This is a genomic window from Mycetocola sp. TRD_SC_2, from assembly GCF_055361225.1.
The window spans coordinates 820,737-837,150 of the sequence record NZ_CM143954.1; the positions used below are offsets into that span (position 1 = coordinate 820,737).

The following is a 16,414-nucleotide window of genomic DNA, read 5'->3' on the forward strand; positions in this document are numbered from 1 at the left end:
CATCGAACCGAGCGATGCCCGCTAGGCCCACGGAGATCCCGCCGGAGCGGCCATACCCGGTGCGGGCCTGCCCGATGCCTGAACGAGGTAGGGGTCGGCAGCGGAACTGTCGCCGGCCTGCCTCGCCTCGACGAACCGGATGAGCTCGAGGTCGAGCCCCTCCTTGCGCATGCGCAGGTCGATGTAGATGAACGCGATCGTCGCCGACTGGACGACGCTCGCGATCGATGCCACGAGCAGGGTCACGATGATGAGAGCGACGTAGAGCAGGACGGGCGCGATCCAGTCCTCGGCCGTCGACGCCGTCGGGTCGATGAGGCTGAGGGCGACCGTGTAGAGCAGCGAGATCGGAGTGACGACGACCTGGGACACCGTTCCCACGATGAACGCGATCAGGTACTGCACTCCCAACGTGCGCCAGAAATAGCCCTGAGTGAGCCGCCACGACCTCCGGGCCGCTTCGATCACCCCGGTGCGCTCGAGCACCAGAATGCTCGGGACGAGCGAGAACTTGATGCCGAGCCAGATCCCCAGGGCGAGGACCGCAAGGCCGGCGAGAATGGCGAGAATCACCCCGGCGGCGATGAAGCCGCCGCCCTGTGCCACGAGCAGCCAGACAATGCCGACGACCAGTGCGACGACGACGGTGACGGCGCCGCCGGCGAGGAGAGTCCAGAGCAGCAGGCGGCCGAGCCTCGGCCAGGTCGCTTTCCAGGTCTCGCGGAGGGTGAGCTTCTCGCCGAGGGTGGACCTGGCGGCCTCGGTGACGATGACGCCCTGGAGGAACACGGTCGCGGCGATCCCGACGAGGAACGGCACGATCGAGCCGAGCAGGATGGCGACCAGTCCGCCGGCGGCGACAGCATCCTGGTCCTCCGGCGCTGCGCTCGTGACGCGGCCGATGACGAAGAAGGTGATGACGCCGAGAACGACGAGGCTCACCACGACGGTGATCGCCTGGACGAGAAGCGCACTCCCGAACGTCGCCCTGGGGTTTCGTTTCAGGGTGAGGAACGGGGCGCCGAGGAGAGTGCCGAAACCCAGGGGGCGAAGCGGAATGAGCCCCGGTTTGGGGGGAGGAGCCCACGCGCCAGGCGCGCCTGGCGGGAATGGACCACCGGGCTGCTGGCCGTAAACCGGATAGGGGTTCTGGCCATATGGCATCTGGCCCTGAGGCGCAGCGGGCGTATACGGCTGCTGAGGGGAATACGGCTGTCCGTACTGCGGCTGGCCATATGGCTGCTGTCCGTACGGCTGCTGCGGAAGGGGCTGTTGCGGTGCTGGTGGGGGAAACGGCTGGTCAGAATCCCATTGCGGGGCCGGGAACTGGGCCTGGGCATCGGCGGGAGGGCTGTTCTGTCCCGCCGGGGACGCGCTCGGTCCCGAGCCGCCAGGCGCCTGCCAGTTGTCGTCGTTCGTCACTCACGGCCCCTTCGTAGCGTTCGACTTTTTCGCGCTCCCTCATCGTGCCATACCTGCCTTGCCGAGACCACGAAGGCAGCGGCATCCGCCGTGAGCCGCGGTTCTCGGCCAACTGCCACCGGGTTGCGACTAACCTTGAGCCAGGTATTGCAGGTCAGCGAGGCGCTGCCCGGCGCATGAATCGAGAACGAGGCGTATGAACGCACGGATCCTGGTGGTCGACGATGACACCGCCCTGGCCGAGATGATTGGCATTGTGTTGCGCACCGAGGGCTTCGAGCCCTCATTCTGCGCCGACGGGTCAGGAGCCCTCGATGCCTTCCACGAGTCCCGTCCTGACCTGGTGCTGCTCGACCTCATGCTGCCGGGTATCGACGGCATCGAGGTGTGCACGCGTATCCGCAGTGAGTCCGGCGTTCCGATCATCATGCTGACGGCGAAGACCGACACCTCCGACGTTGTCAAAGGCCTCGAGTCAGGTGCGGACGACTACATGGTCAAGCCCTTCAACCCGAAGGAGCTTGTGGCGAGGATCCGGACCCGGCTGCGCCCGGCGACTCCCGATTCCCAGGATTCGCTCCAGATCGGCGATCTGGTGCTCGATGTTGCAGGACACGAGGTCAAGCGCGGTGAGCAGCGGATCAACCTCACGCCCCTGGAGTTCGACCTCCTCCTCACGCTGGCGTCGAAGCCGCAGCAGGTGTTCACGCGCGAGATGCTGCTGGAACAAGTGTGGGGCTACCACTACAAAGCCGATACCCGTCTGGTGAACGTGCACGTTCAGCGTTTGCGCGCCAAGGTCGAAGACGACCCGGACAACCCCCGCATCGTCATGACGGTGCGTGGTGTCGGCTACCGTGCCGGCGCCGGCGCAACCGTCTGAGGAACGCGATGGGACTCGGCCAGGGCGTCTCGGGCATCCGGCTCGAAAACTGGAGGACGTGGCCGGCGCGGGCCGCCCGCTCCTGGCGACGTTCGCTGCAGTTCCGCACGATCGTCATCACGCTTGCCCTCTCGCTCTTTGCGCTGCTGATCTCGAGCTTCTACATGGCGATCACCATCGGAAACGACCTGTTCCAGTCGCGGGTGACGCAAGTGCAGCAGGGTTCTGCCCGGGCGATTGAATCTGCCCAGAACATCCTGGATTCGTCGAGCGGTGTGGGGCGGGCAGGCACGCAGGAACTGATGGGCGCAGCGCGCGAGGAGATCGCGCGGACGTCGTCGAGTTCGATGATCGCGGGCTACCGGGCGCCGGGTCAGGAACCGAGCGCAACGGGGCCGCAGGACTTCGAGAACGTGCGCCTCAACGGTGTCGTCTCGGACGAACTCCGGAAATTCGTCCAGAACAACCCCGAGGAACAGTGGTGGCAGTCGGTGTCGCTGCCGGCAGCAGACGGCAGCTCCGTGCCGGGAATAATCGTCGGCTCACAGATCACACTGCCCGAAGGTAGCCGGTGGGAGATCTATATCGGTTTCGACCTCAGCGACACCGAGCAGACCCTGTTGTTTGTCCAGCGAACGCTGTTCATCGGCGGGCTCACGCTGCTCCTGCTCGTCGGCGCCGTGTCGTGGGTGATCGTCCGGCTCGTCGCCAACCCGGTGCGCGTCGCCGCTGAGACGAGTGAGCGACTCGCCCAGGGCGATCTCGAGGTGAGGATCCCGGTGAGGGGCGAGGACGAGCTCGCCACCCTCGCACGGTCGTTCAACGGCATGGCCGACAGCCTGCAATCCCAGATCCGCGAGCTGGCGGAGCTCTCCCAGGTGCAGCAGCGCTTCGTGTCCGACGTCTCTCACGAGCTGCGCACCCCGCTCACGACAATCCGCCTGGCCGGTGACGTCCTGTATGACCAGCGCGTCGATTTCCCGCCGGCGACGGCGCGCACAGCGGAACTTCTGCACACGCAGACGCAACGCTTCGAACTCCTCCTGGCGGACCTGCTCGAGATCAGCCGTTACGACGCCGGTTCGGTCGAACTCGAAATCGAACCGCACAGCCTCGTCCACCTCGCCGAGGACTCGATCGAAGGCATGGCATCGCTCGCCGAGCAGAAGGGCTCCGACGTCCGCCTCGTCGCCCCAGGCGGCTACTCCAACGTTGAAATGGATCCCCGTCGCATCCGCCGGGTGGTCCGTAACCTGCTCGGCAACGCGATCGAGCACGGTGAGGGCCGCCCGATCGTCGTCACCGTCGACAGCAACGAACAAGCCGTCGCCCTGTCGGTGCGTGACTACGGCCACGGAATGACCGAGGCGGACGCCCAGCGTGTGTTCGACCGGTTCTGGCGCGCCGACCCCTCCCGCAAGCGGACGATCGGCGGCACAGGCCTCGGCCTTGCCATTGCGCTCGAGGACGCACAGTTGCACGGTGGGTCGCTCGAACTGTGGTCCGTCGTCGGCGAGGGCACATGCTTCCGGCTCACCCTGCCGCGAGTGCTTGGCGGTGAAGTGACGATGTCGCCGCTTCCGTTGCCTCCGGAAGACGCGACCACCGACCTCGCGCTCGAAACGGATGCCATGGCGCACGCCGAGAACGCCAGGGATACCACCGAGCGCGAGAAGGGAGTCGGGGTATGACCCGCAAACACCGCACAGTGCCCGTCACCATCGCCGTCCTTGCCGCGCTGGTTCTTTCGGGTTGCTCGGGGATCCCGCAGTCGGGTGCGCCGCGCATCGGCCAGCCGGTCGAAGGAGCCGGTGATCCTGAAGTGCAGTTCATTGCGAACAGCCCCGAGGCGGGTGCCAGTCAGGAAGAGATCCTGCGTGGGTTCATCGACGCGGCATCGAGTCCCCGCGAGGATTACGCGACGGCAAGAGAATACCTCGCCCCCGACATCCGTTCGTCGTGGGACCCGGACTTCAATGTCATCGTCGACTCGGGCCTGCGCAGCTATCGCGCCATGGACGACACATCGATGGAACTGACCGTCACTCCGGTCGCGGAGGTGAACGTGCAGGGTGAGTACACCGAGTTCGCCTCGCAAACCGCGCTCACGCAGGGCTACGTTTTCACGAGGGTCAAGGATGAGTGGCGGATCAGTGTGGCACCCGACCGGGTGATTCTCGATTCCCAGCGATTCGACGACGTGTTCAGCTCCTATCCCGTCACGTTCTTCGATCCGTCCTGGACCTATCTCGTTCCGGATCTGCGCTGGTTCCCCTCGCGCACGTCGACGGGGACGCGCATCGTGAAGGCGCTTCTCGATGGGCCGGGCCCGCTTCTCGATGGGGCGGTGCGGACCGCATTCCCCGAGGGCACCACGCTGACGAAGAACTCGGTTCCCGTTGTCGGTGACGTCGCTCAAGTGGATCTCAGCGGTGAAGCGTTCCAGGCGGACGAAGACACCCTCCAGCGCATGAAGGCCCAACTCGACGGGAGCCTCACCGGAGTGTCCGCCATCAATTCCGTGAGCATCACCGTCAACAACAGCACCGAGTCGATCCCCGATCTGACTCTCCCGTCGCCGCGGGTGGATCCCCGCGCGCTGGTGCTGACCGCCGACGGCTTCGGTTTCCTGTCCGGCAGCGAGAACATCGAAAGATTGCCGGGTATCTCCGATCAGATCGAGGCCCTGCAGCCGTCCGCTGTCATCGTCAACGCTTCCCACACTCTCGCCGCGGCCCGGACATCGGCGGGGGTCTTCGCCGTCCGTAGCGCAAGCGACGAGCCGCTGCGGGTCGACTCCCGCCCAGGACTGATCGCACCATCACTTGACGGCTTCGGGCACATCTGGACCGTGACGGCGACGGCGCCGGCATCGCTCGTGGTCTCCCGCGCTGACGGCTCGCAGTCCGAGGTCGTCACCAGCTGGCCCGAAGCATCCTCGATCCTGTCCCTTGCGGTGTCCCGTGACGGAACGCGAGTGCTGGCACTCGTCAAGGTCGGCGATGAGTCCCGCCTGCTCGTCGCCGGAATCCAGCGCGACCAGGACGGTGTACCCGTCAGTCTCGGAGATCCGCAGGCGCTCGCCGTTGGCACCGGAACCGCCGTGACCGCAACCTGGATCGATGACATCACCATCGCTACCCTCACGACAGCCGCTGATGGCGCGACCGACGTGGTGCAACAGGTGATCGGCGGTCAATCCGAGATCCTGCAGGGCCCTGACGGCGCGGTGTCCCTCGTCGGCGGGACCGGCGTGCGGCAGCTTCGCGCGATTGTGGATGGTGGCAATCTCACTGTCTTGCGGACGTCGGCCTGGCAGGTCATCGGATCCGGTGTCGTGCTCATCGCGACGCAACTGGGTACCCCCGGCTGACCCCTCCACCGGATCCCGACGGCAGCTCCCCGTCCCCACACCGCACGAAACGGTGTGCAACGACGCGGTCGGGGCAGAAGCTGGCGGCATGGACCCTGTGCGTCTGCTCACCGACGCCGCTGCCGGTGCCCTCGCCGTGTTCCTCCCGGTCTCCTGTGCCGGGTGCGGGGCACCGGACGCCGCGGTGTGCTCCGCGTGCGTCGCCGGCATGGCCTCGATCCCGGTGTCGTCGGAGGCCGCCCCGGGATTGCCGGTGTGGGCGGGAACCGAATATTCGGGAGCAGCGCGCCGGGTGCTGCTTGCCCTCAAGAACGAACAGCGGACCGACGTTGCCCGCGTGCTCGCCCGGATCCTCCTTCCGGCGATCGACGCCGCGGTAACCGCAACGTCCGAAGGCCTCGCGGGGCGCATTTCCCTGGCCACGCTGCCATCGTCCCGATCGTCGTACCGCAGGCGCGGCTATCGTCCTGTCGACGTGGTTGTGGCGAAAACCGGTCTTCGCGTGGAGCATCCGCTCGTGTGGCAGCGGCAACCCGTCGACCAGATCGGTCTCACAATCGCGCAACGTCGGGCCAATCTGAGTGGTTCGCTCCGCGCGCGTCGTCGCCTCGACGGCAGGACGTTTCTGCTCGTGGATGACGTCGTCACGACGGGGGCGACGCTGCTCGAAGCACGGAGAGCACTGACCGTCGCTGGTGCAGAAATTGTCGGGGCCGCCGTGATCGCCGGAACTCCGCGGCGGGGAAGCGAAGGGTGAGCGAGCCTCACGCATTGCTCAGTGACTTATCGGGCGGGCCGGACTACGGTGGGGGCTAAAGGCGTGAAAGGACCGCCCTGGATATTGCGGCGGCACGCCTGATCTGGGAGGTTGACGTGGAAATAAACATTGTCGGACAAGGCCTGGGACTCACGGATCGCTTTCGCGATTACGTGGAAGAAAAGTCGGAGAAGATAGCCCACCTGTCGGACCGGGCCCTCGCATTCGAGGTCAAGGTCAGCCGTCACCACGACAAAAGCGGCAAACCGGGGGACGACCGGGTCGAGCTCATGCTCATCGGTCCCGGGCCACTCGTGCGTGCCGAGGCAGCAGGGTCAGACAAATACGTAGCCTTCGACCTGGCAATCGCCAAGCTGCTGGAGCAGGTGCGGCGGGCCAAGGACAGGAAGAAAGTCCTGCGGGGCAAACGCCGGACGTCGCTCCACTCGGCGAGTTCCGCCGGGTTCAGCGGAATCGACGTCGAACCGGCTGATCTCGACACCATCGACCGCGTCGCCACCGGCTCGGTCGCGACGCTCGAAGCGGAGAGTGACGATGACGAGGAGTACAGCCCCGTCGTCATCCGCGAGAAGGTGTTCCCCGCCGAGTTCATGACGGTCGACGAAGCCGTCGACCGGATGGAGCTCGTTGGTCACCCCTTCTTCCTCTTCGTCGATGCGAAAACCGACCGGCCAAGCGTCGTGTACCGCCGCAAGGGCTGGGACTACGGCGTCATCGGACTTGACGACGAGGCGAAGGACGAGAAGAAGCGAGCCTGAGAAAGTTCCTCCGTTCACGCGGGTGCCCGATCGGGCACCCGCGTGAACTCTGTTCGGGGGGATACCTGCCGATTCAGGATGCTCCCACCCCGAGCGCGACTAACATAGAAACGGTTATCCGTACGAGAGTCCGGTAACCGCCCGCGCACACGGCGCGGCCGCACGTCGGACAACGTGCCCGAGAGCAAAGTGGAGTTCAATACGTGGCCTCAGTACTAGAGAAGGTTCTTCGCCTGGGCGAAGGCCGTTTGATCCGGAAACTCGAGAACATCGCGACGGCAGTCAACTCGCTCGAGCCGGACTTCTCCGACCTCACAGATGAGGAATTGCGGAACGAGACCGTCGAGTTGCGTGAACGCTTCGCGAACGGCGAGACCCTCGATGATCTGCTCCCCGAAGCGTTTGCGGCGGTGCGTGAGGCATCGAAGCGGACCCTGGGCTTGCGTCACTTCGACGTTCAGATCATGGGTGGCGCGGCACTTCACCTCGGCAACATCGCCGAGATGAAGACCGGTGAAGGAAAGACCCTGGTGGCGACCCTCCCCGCTTACCTCAACGCGATCGCCGGCAAGGGCGTCCACGTCATCACCGTGAACGACTTCCTCGCCACCTACCAGTCCGAACTGATGGGCCGCGTCTTCCGCGCCCTCGGTATGACGACAGGCGTGATCCTCTCCGGCCAGACCCCCACCGAACGCCGCGAGCAGTACAACGCTGACATCACCTACGGCACCAACAACGAATTCGGTTTCGACTACCTGCGCGACAACATGGCGTGGCAGTCGAGTGATCTCGTCCAGCGCGGTCACTTCTTTGCGATCGTCGACGAGGTCGACTCGATCCTCATCGACGAGGCGCGGACCCCGCTCATCATCTCCGGTCCGTCGTCAGGCGAAGCCAACCGGTGGTTCGCGGAGTTCGCGCGGCTCGCGACGGTCCTCGTCGAGGGCGAAGACTACGAGGTCGACGAGAAGAAGCGCACCGTCGGTGTTCTCGAACCCGGTATCGAGAAGGTCGAAGATTACCTCGGTATCGACAACCTCTACGAGTCCGCGAACACTCCGCTGATCTCCTTCCTCAACAACTCGATCAAGGCACGCGCCCTGTTCAAGAAGGACAAGGACTACGTCGTCATGAACGGCGAGGTGATGATTGTCGACGAGCACACCGGCCGTATCCTCATGGGCCGGCGCTACAACGAAGGCATCCACCAGGCGATCGAGGCCAAGGAGGGCGTTCAGGTCAAGGCGGAGAACCAGACGCTCGCCACCGTCACCCTGCAGAACTACTTCCGGCTCTACGAGAAGCTTTCCGGCATGACCGGTACGGCGGAGACCGAGGCTGCCGAGTTCATGTCGACATACAAGCTCGGTGTCGTCCCGATCCGCACCAACAAGCCGATGCGGCGTATCGACGGCGCCGACCTCGTTTACAAGAACGAGGAAGTCAAGTTCGCGCAGGTCGTCGAGGACATTGCCGAACGCCACGACAAGGGTCAGCCAGTGCTCGTCGGAACGACGAGCGTCGAGAAGAGCGAATACCTCTCCCGGCTTCTCGCCAAGAAAGGCATTCGCCACGAGGTCCTCAACGCGAAGAACCACGCCCGTGAGGCAGCGATCGTCGCCCAGGCCGGCCGGCTCGGATCGGTCACCGTCGCCACCAACATGGCCGGTCGTGGAACCGACATCATGCTCGGCGGGAACGCCGAGTTCCTCGCCGTGCAGGAGATGAACGCGAAGGGCCTGAGCCCCGTCGACACTCCCGACGAGTACGAGACGGCGTGGGATGACGTGTTCGACACCGTCAAGGCGAAGGTCAGCGAAGAGGCGGAGAAGGTCATCGACGCCGGTGGCCTGTACGTGCTCGGTACCGAGCGCCACGAATCGCGCCGGATCGACAACCAGCTGCGCGGCCGTTCAGGCAGACAGGGTGACCCGGGAGAAAGCCGCTTCTACCTGTCGCTCACCGACGACCTCATGCGCCTGTTCAACTCGGGTGCCGCTGAAGCGCTCATGGGCAAGGGCCGTGTGCCTGACGACATGGCCATCGAGTCCAAGTGGGTCAGCCGTGCCATCCAGAGCGCGCAGTCGCAGGTCGAGTCGCGGAATGCCGAAATCCGTAAGAACGTGCTCAAGTACGACGACGTCCTCAACCGCCAGCGTGAGGCGATCTACACCGATCGCCGTCACATCCTCGAGGGTGATGACCTTCACGAGCGCACCCAGAAGTTCCTCGAAGACGTGATCGACGAGGTCCTCGACGTGCACATCAACGAAGGCAACGGAGACGACTGGGACTTCGACGCGCTCTGGGTCGACCTCAAGACGCTGTATCCGATCACACTCACCATTGATGAGGTTCTCGCAGAGGCCGGGCAGAAGGGCAGGATCAACCGCGACTTCATGCGCCGCGAGATCCTCTCGGATGCACGGCTCGCTTACGCGCGTCGCGAAGAGCAGCTCGGTTCTCCTGCCATGCGTGAACTCGAGCGCCGCGTGGTCCTCCAGGTGATTGACCGCCGCTGGCGTGATCACCTCTACGAGATGGACTACCTCAAGGACGGCATCGGCCTGCGCGCGATGGCTCAGCGTGATCCGCTGATCGAGTACCAGCGTGAAGGCTTCAGCATGTTCCAGCAGATGATGGGACAGATCCGCGAGGAGTCGGTCGGGTACCTGTTCAACCTCGAGGTCGAGGTGAAGAAGGACGCGACCGAGGAGGTCACCTCCGTCGAAGCCAAGGGACTCGACCGCCCGGACGGCGAAGACGAGAAGCTGAGCTACTCCGCCGCGAACGAGGGCGGCGAGGTCGAGGTGCGCAACCAGAAGGGCCAGATCGAAAAGGCCGCGACTGCTCGCGCTCAGCGCTCGACCGAGACCGCTGCCGCCCCGGCCTCGGGAGCGACGCCTGCTCAACCCGCCGCTCGCGGCGCCTTCGGTCAGAAGAGCGATGGCTCAGCGGCAGCGGGCAACCGCGCCGACCGTCGGGCGCAGGGAAAGAAGAAGTAGCCCTCGAAACCGTCTGAAAGCAAAGCCCCGTTCCACGTGTGGAACGGGGCTTTGTCGTTTCACAAAACAGCGATGGCGGTGGCGCGCCAGCGATGGTCCATGCCCTCGAGCCGGATCGCCACCGCACGCGATCGAGTGCGCTGGTGGACCATCACGACCGCTTCGACCACGCCGTCACACGGTGCGAACATCGAGATCCGTCCGATTCTGAGCACGGGCCGCACGGCCTGCAATCCCTTCACCTGGCGGGCGCGCGCAGACACCACCTGCCGTTTGAGCAGGTGTTTGTACACATCCTCGGAGATCCAGCGTGCGAGCTGATCGAGTTCGCGCGCACCCGCGAGAACTTCCATCACGCACCGGGTGAGGTTCTCGAGGAGGGGTTCAGGTGGCGGGAGCTGATCGGTCGGAGTCTTCTGTCTGCCGAAGAACTGCTCGGGGTCGAACGGAATGTGCGCCTGCCCGGCGCTCGGTACAGCGGATGCCGGTTTCCCGGCGGTCGGGGAAGTCATTCGTGGCTCCGTGAAGGACATGCAACGGAAAACAGCCAGGACGGGGTGGGCACGGCGGCCAGGGGCAGGGGCCTGGAGACAGGCGCCGACTGGCGCCGCTCGGTGACAGGATGCCTGTTTCGGGTCCATGCATGACCTGCGTCAGCAGCGCCCCGGAACATCCGGGGCTCGTTATGTCGAGCTACTTTTCCATCGTCCGGACGCGGTTGTAAACCCCACATTTCGATCTGTGGATAACGTGGACGGGGGAGCGGGTCGAATCGCTACTCTCCATCCATGCGCTGGGACAGCCTGTTTGACGACCTCGAGAGCCAGCTCGAACACGAGCTGCACGCCGAAGAACTGGACAGGCGCGCCGAGGACCACCGGCTGCGGTTGGGGCGGCTGACCCTTCGTGACCGGCTGCAAACGTTCTCGGCATCGGGTGGACAGCGGGGCAGGATCGAACTCGACCTCGTGACGGGGTCGCGCATCACCCTCGTGCCGCAGGCGTTCGGCAGGGACTGGATGTCGGGCGACCTCGACTCGCGAGAGGGGGCATCCGGTGCCTGCATCGTGCCGCTCGACGCCATCGCCGGCGTGATCCTGCTCAAGGAGGATCTGACCAGGAGTCTCGACGTTCCCGACCGGGATGAACAGGCGTCCCGGTTGACCGACAGGCTCGGACTCGGGTTCGTCCTCCGGGACCTGTGCCGTCGCCGGGTCTGGGTCCAACTGCATTGCGGGGCCACCGGAGCGAAAATCCACGGAGGAACGCTGGATCGGGTCGCGGCTGACCACGTCGATCTGGCGGTGCACGAGGCCGGTGCGCCGCGTCGGGAGCGGAACGTCCGTCACGTGAGGATCGTCCCGATCCGGACGATCTCGCTGATCGAGCTCTAGCCGATCAGCCGCGCCTCGATCAGCGGCGTCTCGATCTACGGCGAATCGGGCCGCCGGATCGTTCCGTTCGAGATCTCCGGCAGGCTCGCGAGGTCCGCCTCCCGCCACAGACCCATCCGCCTGGTCTCCTCATACTTGTTCTCGATATATACCTCGAGCACCGAGCGCTCGATCCGCCAGCGCCCCGGGGAGCCCACCTTGATGGCGGGGAGCTCGGCAGAACGGACGAGCTCGATCACCTCGGCGGCTGAGATGTTGAGCAGGTCGGCCGTGTCGGCCACCGTGAGGAAGCGCCCGACGGAGTCGGAAGAGACCGTGTCCATGGATCGATTATTCCGCGCCGGATCCCGGCTCGAAAAGACTGTGGATAACTTTCTCGGGGATTCGGAGAACTTGACACGATGGAGATCGCCGTACCCGGCATCCCTTTCGGTTCGGAGGTCTCATGGCAGGGCGTTCGCGACTCCCCGGTGTCGACCCGCGGCTTGTCATCGGGACAGGTCTCATCCTCGCTTCGGTGGCCGGCGTCTGGACCGTGGTGGAGGCAGCCGACCGGTCCAGCCCCGTCTTCGTGGCACCCGAGACCCTGACCGTCGGCGACTCCGTCTCGGAGGACGACCTGGAGGTGGCGCACGTCCGGCTTGAGGCAGCGGGAGAGCGCTACCTCACAAGCGTGCCGGATGGTGGACTCGTCGTAACACGGACGGTCTTCAAGGGTGAATTCATTCCTGTGGCATCCGTCAAATCCGGTGCCAGGGTGCAGGTGAGTGCTGTGGTCATCGAGTCTGCGACCCGCCTGCCCGGCTCTGTCGAACCCGGTTCTCTCGTTGACGTCTGGGCTTCTGAGCAGCAGGACGACGGATCGTTCGCTCCGCCGGTCGTCGTCGTCGGAGGAGTGAGCGTCGTCCGTGTCATCGAACAACAGGGGCTCGTCGCCGGGTCGCATGGTTCGACCGTCGAGGTGCTCGTCCCGTCAGGTTCGGTGGCTTCGGTGCTCGCCGCGCTCGCGGGTGAAGCATCGATTTCGATCGTGCCTGCCGGGTGAGACCATGACGAAACTGGCCTTCTTTCTGGAGCGCGACGACGAGGATCGGCTCGTCGCCGCGCTGGTCGAGCGGGGCTTCTCGGTCGAATTGCGGATCGGCCCTCTCACCGACCCGGTCATCGCCCTCGATTCCGCCGCGCCGGTCGCCCTCCTCGTCGCAGCGGTTCCTGGCCGCCTCACCCAGGAACTCCTCGCGACGTGTGACGCCCGAGGCATCCGCGTGATCGCGCTCACAGCAGACGACGCCGGCAAGCGCACCGCTGCGTCGCTCGGTCTCTACGACGTCGTCGACCTCGACGGCCCGGTTGATGTCCTCGACGCAGTTTTGCGCGGATCGCGCGAAACCGGCCCGGATCTTCCCTCCTCTGCAGGGGGGACGGTGCTCGCGGTCTGGGGTCCGGCGGGCGCACCCGGGCGCACGACGGTCGCGATCAACCTGGCCACCGAGATCGCGGCGGCCGGACGCAGCGTCGCCCTCATCGACGCGGACACGCACGCCGCGTCGATTGCCCCGGTGCTCGGGATGCTCGACGAAGCGCCCGGATTCGCCGCGGCATGCCGACTCGCAGGCCAGGACGGACTCACCCTGGCCGAGCTGGAACGAATCCGGCAGCCGTACTCTGTGCACGGGGGAATCGTGAACGTTCTCACCGGCATCCCGCGCGCGTCCCGGTGGCCCGAGATCAGCACGGAACGGGTATCGCGGACGATCGCCGTCTGCCGGGACTGGGCGGAATACGTCGTCATCGACACGGGATTCAGCTTCGAAGACGATGAGGAGATCTCCAGCGACCTCTTCGCACCCAGACGCAATGCTTCTACCCTCGCCGCACTGCGCGCCGCAGACCGGGTCATTGCGGTTGGTGCGGCGGACCCCGTCGGTCTCGCACGGTTCCTGCGGGCGTACCCGGATCTTGTCGAGCTGTGCGGCGATGTGTCGGTGACGACCGTCATCAACAAGGTCCGAGCGAGCGTCGTCGGGTTGAACCCGAATGGGCAGGTCCGCGCGACACTGCAGCGGTTCGGGGGAGTTCCCGACCCCGTTCTCGTGCCTGCGGACGAGAAGGGGACGGATGCCGCGTTGCTCGCGGGTCGCGCGCTGCGCGATGTGAGTCCCCGGTCACAGGCCCTTGCCGCGATCTCACGCCTCGTCTCCGCCCGGATCCTGCCGCCGGCTGTTCAGCCATCCGGGCGCAGGGCGGTTCGGCGTGCCCGGCTGGCTCAGCCTGCACGCGCCGGCTGATCACGGCGGCGCCGCTGGCCCGGGTGTCCCGGCCGTAGACTGGATCAATGTCGACGCTCAGTGACCTCGTCCTTGCCACCGGCCGCTCCACAGACGAGGATGTCGACTGGCTCCACATGCTCGTGGGTGACGCCCAGCTTCTCGCCGATCTGGCGTTCGCCGACATCGTCCTGTGGGTGCCGACCGAGGACGGCAGCTTCGTGTCGGTGTCGCACTACCGGCCATCGAGCGCTGCGACGCTGTTCTACCGGGACTTCGTCGGCCAGACGATCAAGCCGCAGTGGCGTGCGCAAGTCACCGAGGCGTTCGAGAGCGCCAGGATCGTCGATTCGACCGCGCCGGACTGGTATGAGGAGACCCCGACCCGGGTCCGCGCCGTTCCGGTCATGCGGCGTCTCGGCTCGACCTCGCCCGAAAACGCGCCAGCTCCGATCGCCGTGCTCACACGGCACACCAACCTCGGCGAAGCCCGAACGCCGAGCAGGCAGGAACTCACCTTCAACGAGTGCGCCAACGATTTGTTCGAGATGGTGGCAACGGGCGATTTTCCCGATTTGTCGGCACCGACAGGTCCGCGCCGTGGTGCGCCCCGGGCATCCGACGGTCTCATCCGCCTCGACGTCGACGGAACGACGACGTTTGCCAGCCCGAACGCGCTGTCGGCGTTCAACCGGATGGGATTCAATGACGAACTCGAGGGGGAGTCGCTCGCGGAGGTGACCACGCTCATCCTGCCGGGCAAGCAGGTCATCGATGAGTCGCTGCCGCTTGTCGTCACGGGGCGGGCGCCCTGGCGCACCGACATCGAGGCGCGCGGTGTGACGGTGTCCCTGCGTGCCATTCCGCTCCGTCACCACGGAGAACGCGCCGGCGCGATCGTGCTGTGCCGCGACGTCACCGAACTGCGGCACCAGGAACGTGAGCTCATCACGAAGGATGCGACGATTCGCGAGATCCACCACCGGGTCAAGAACAACCTTCAGACCGTTGCGTCGCTCCTGCGGATCCAGGGCAGGCGTGCACACACCGACGAGGCGAGGGAAGCGCTGACGCAGGCAATGCGCCGGGTGGCAGCCATCGCCGTCGTCCACGACACCCTCTCCGAGGGACTCACCCAGGACGTGAACTTCGACGAGGTATTCGAACGCGTTCTCATGCTCATCGCCGAGGTGGCGTCCTCGCACAACACGACGGTCCACCCGCGGAAGTCGGGCGAGTTCGGTGTGCTTCCGAGCGCGTACGCCACGCCACTTGCCCTCGCGCTCACCGAGCTGGTCACCAACGCGGTCGAGCACGGACTCGCCGGGCGTGACGGCGAGGTCGAGATCGTCGCCGACCGGTCGGGGGACGAGCTGACCGTCCTTGTCCGTGACAACGGTGTTGGCCTGCAGGAAGGCAAGGTCGGCACCGGTCTCGGCACGCAGATCGTCCGGACGCTGATTCAGGGTGAGCTGAGCGGCACCATCGATTGGCACACGGTCATGGGCTCAGGCACCGAGGTCACCATCGAGGTGCCTCTGCGCTGGATCTCACGAAGCTGAGCGCATACGCAAAGAACTCCCGGTCCACTGGGCCGGGAGTTCTTCGTCGTTCGGTCAGGAAGCGCGGCGCGCGCGTGCAGCGCGGCGCTTGAGGGCGCGACGCTCGTCTTCGGAGAGTCCACCCCAGACGCCGGAGTCCTGACCGGTCTCCAATGCGTACTGGAGGCAGATCTCGGTGACGGTGCAACGACCGCACACAGCCTTCGCCTTGTCGATCTGGTCGACTGCCGGCCCTGTGTTGCCTACCGGGAAGAAAAGTTCCGGGTCTGCTGTGAGGCAAGCGGCTTTATCGCGCCAGTCCATGCGGGTGCTCCTTTGAATGGGGGTAAACGACCGATATGGTCGGAAATGAGGGAATGCCCGAGCGAATGAGAGGGCGATCACGTAAAGCGGATCTGCTCACCTCTCTGTGAGCGTCGTACTCGGACCTCAACAATCGTGACATACCGCCTCAGTCAAATCAATAGCTTCGTATGGGATATACCTGTGAATAACACTGATGACACATCCTCGACATCTTCGGGCGCTACAATTCCCGCCCCGTCATCCGGGCGGTCGCCGGCGTTGTGGGTGCTGACCGTGCTTCTGTTCGCCGAAGCCGTGGCGGTTCTCGTCGTGGTGCTGGTTCTCGTCGTCGACATCCTGACGTTGCTGGCGGCATCCATCACCAGTGCGATCGCCCTGACGGTTGTCGTCGCCATCGCCGCCGTCTTCGTTTCTGCCGTTGCGATCGGCGCCATGCGCCGCCAGGGCTGGGTGCGCGGAGGAGCGGTCATCTGGCAGCTCGTGCAGCTGGCGATCGCCATCGGCGCGTTCCAGGGCACGTTCGCTCAACCAGCAATCGGCTGGGCGCTGCTTGTGCCGAGCATCGTCGTACTCGTGCTGCTGTTCACCCCGTCGGTGATGACGGCAATCCGGAGAGACGGCGTCTAGATCCCCCGATCCTGAGGGGCGTTCGCCCGCGATCGC

At 65.5% G+C, this 16,414-nt stretch carries 15 protein-coding genes; 11 read left to right on the top strand and 4 right to left on the bottom strand.

Annotation, left to right across the window (positions count from 1 at the left end; translation table 11 throughout):
• Positions 1-21: 21 nt before the first annotated feature.
• Positions 22-1,422: a hypothetical protein gene (locus ACWA1Q_RS03855; protein ID WP_463759675.1), complete on the bottom strand. Its 1,401-nt coding sequence runs from the start codon at positions 1,420-1,422 to the stop codon at positions 22-24.
• Positions 1,423-1,618: 196 nt separating this feature from the next.
• On the opposite strand from ACWA1Q_RS03855, the gene mtrA reads away from it, so the two are divergent.
• The 6 genes from mtrA to secA all read left to right on the top strand — a co-directional run bounded on the left by mtrA (position 1,619) and on the right by secA (position 10,222).
• Positions 1,619-2,305 (top strand): MtrAB system response regulator MtrA, encoded by a 687-nt coding sequence (gene mtrA / locus ACWA1Q_RS03860; RefSeq protein WP_463759677.1) that lies wholly within the window; start codon positions 1,619-1,621, stop codon positions 2,303-2,305.
• 8 nt (positions 2,306-2,313) lie between these two features.
• The gene (gene mtrB, locus ACWA1Q_RS03865; protein ID WP_463759678.1) at positions 2,314-3,996 is read left to right on the top strand and encodes an MtrAB system histidine kinase MtrB; all 1,683 of its coding nucleotides are present in this window, start codon (positions 2,314-2,316) and stop codon (positions 3,994-3,996) included.
• Positions 3,993-5,678 carry an LpqB family beta-propeller domain-containing protein gene (locus ACWA1Q_RS03870; protein ID WP_463759679.1) on the top strand — a complete coding sequence of 562 codons (1,686 nt, stop codon included), beginning with the start codon at positions 3,993-3,995 and terminating at the stop codon, positions 5,676-5,678. The genes mtrB and ACWA1Q_RS03870 overlap by 4 nt, the downstream gene beginning before the upstream one ends.
• A gap of 88 nt (positions 5,679-5,766) precedes the next feature.
• Entirely contained in the window at positions 5,767-6,435 is a 669-nt protein-coding gene (locus ACWA1Q_RS03875; protein WP_463759681.1) for a ComF family protein, read from the top strand.
• Positions 6,436-6,551: 116 nt separating this feature from the next.
• Positions 6,552-7,214 carry a ribosome hibernation-promoting factor, HPF/YfiA family gene (gene hpf / locus ACWA1Q_RS03880; protein ID WP_463759682.1) on the top strand — a complete coding sequence of 221 codons (663 nt, stop codon included), beginning with the start codon at positions 6,552-6,554 and terminating at the stop codon, positions 7,212-7,214.
• 203 nt (positions 7,215-7,417) lie between these two features.
• Complete coding sequence (gene secA / locus ACWA1Q_RS03885) at positions 7,418-10,222, top strand: preprotein translocase subunit SecA (RefSeq protein WP_463759684.1); 2,805 nt, start codon at positions 7,418-7,420, stop codon at positions 10,220-10,222.
• A 59-nt stretch (positions 10,223-10,281) separates the two neighbouring features.
• On the opposite strand, the gene ACWA1Q_RS03890 is transcribed toward secA, so the two are convergent.
• Entirely contained in the window at positions 10,282-10,734 is a 453-nt protein-coding gene (locus ACWA1Q_RS03890; RefSeq protein WP_463759686.1) for an Rv3235 family protein, read from the bottom strand.
• 276 nt (positions 10,735-11,010) lie between these two features.
• On the opposite strand from ACWA1Q_RS03890, the gene ACWA1Q_RS03895 reads away from it, so the two are divergent.
• The gene (locus ACWA1Q_RS03895) at positions 11,011-11,616 is read left to right on the top strand and encodes a hypothetical protein (RefSeq protein ID WP_463759687.1); all 606 of its coding nucleotides are present in this window, start codon (positions 11,011-11,013) and stop codon (positions 11,614-11,616) included.
• A gap of 35 nt (positions 11,617-11,651) precedes the next feature.
• Here ACWA1Q_RS03895 and ACWA1Q_RS03900 read toward each other — a convergent pair whose 3' ends face one another.
• Positions 11,652-11,939: a helix-turn-helix domain-containing protein gene (locus ACWA1Q_RS03900; protein ID WP_463759688.1), complete on the bottom strand. Its 288-nt coding sequence runs from the start codon at positions 11,937-11,939 to the stop codon at positions 11,652-11,654.
• A gap of 122 nt (positions 11,940-12,061) precedes the next feature.
• Between ACWA1Q_RS03900 and ACWA1Q_RS03905 the strand changes: the two genes are divergently transcribed.
• The 3 genes from ACWA1Q_RS03905 to ACWA1Q_RS03915 are packed head-to-tail and all read left to right on the top strand — an operon-like array spanning position 12,062 to position 15,445.
• Positions 12,062-12,661: a CpaB family protein gene (locus tag ACWA1Q_RS03905; RefSeq protein ID WP_463759690.1), complete on the top strand. Its 600-nt coding sequence runs from the start codon at positions 12,062-12,064 to the stop codon at positions 12,659-12,661.
• Between the two features lie 4 nt (positions 12,662-12,665).
• Positions 12,666-13,904: an AAA family ATPase gene (locus ACWA1Q_RS03910; RefSeq protein ID WP_463759692.1), complete on the top strand. Its 1,239-nt coding sequence runs from the start codon at positions 12,666-12,668 to the stop codon at positions 13,902-13,904.
• Between the two features lie 47 nt (positions 13,905-13,951).
• Entirely contained in the window at positions 13,952-15,445 is a 1,494-nt protein-coding gene (locus ACWA1Q_RS03915) for a sensor histidine kinase (protein WP_463759693.1), read from the top strand.
• A gap of 54 nt (positions 15,446-15,499) precedes the next feature.
• On the opposite strand, the gene ACWA1Q_RS03920 is transcribed toward ACWA1Q_RS03915, so the two are convergent.
• On the bottom strand, positions 15,500-15,748 hold the full coding sequence (locus ACWA1Q_RS03920; protein WP_090711166.1) for a WhiB family transcriptional regulator: 249 nt from the start codon (positions 15,746-15,748) through the stop codon (positions 15,500-15,502).
• Between the two features lie 183 nt (positions 15,749-15,931).
• On the opposite strand from ACWA1Q_RS03920, the gene ACWA1Q_RS03925 reads away from it, so the two are divergent.
• A complete protein-coding gene (locus ACWA1Q_RS03925; protein WP_463759696.1) occupies positions 15,932-16,378 on the top strand; it encodes a hypothetical protein in 447 nt (148 codons plus the stop codon).
• The last annotated feature ends 36 nt before the right edge of the window (positions 16,379-16,414 follow it).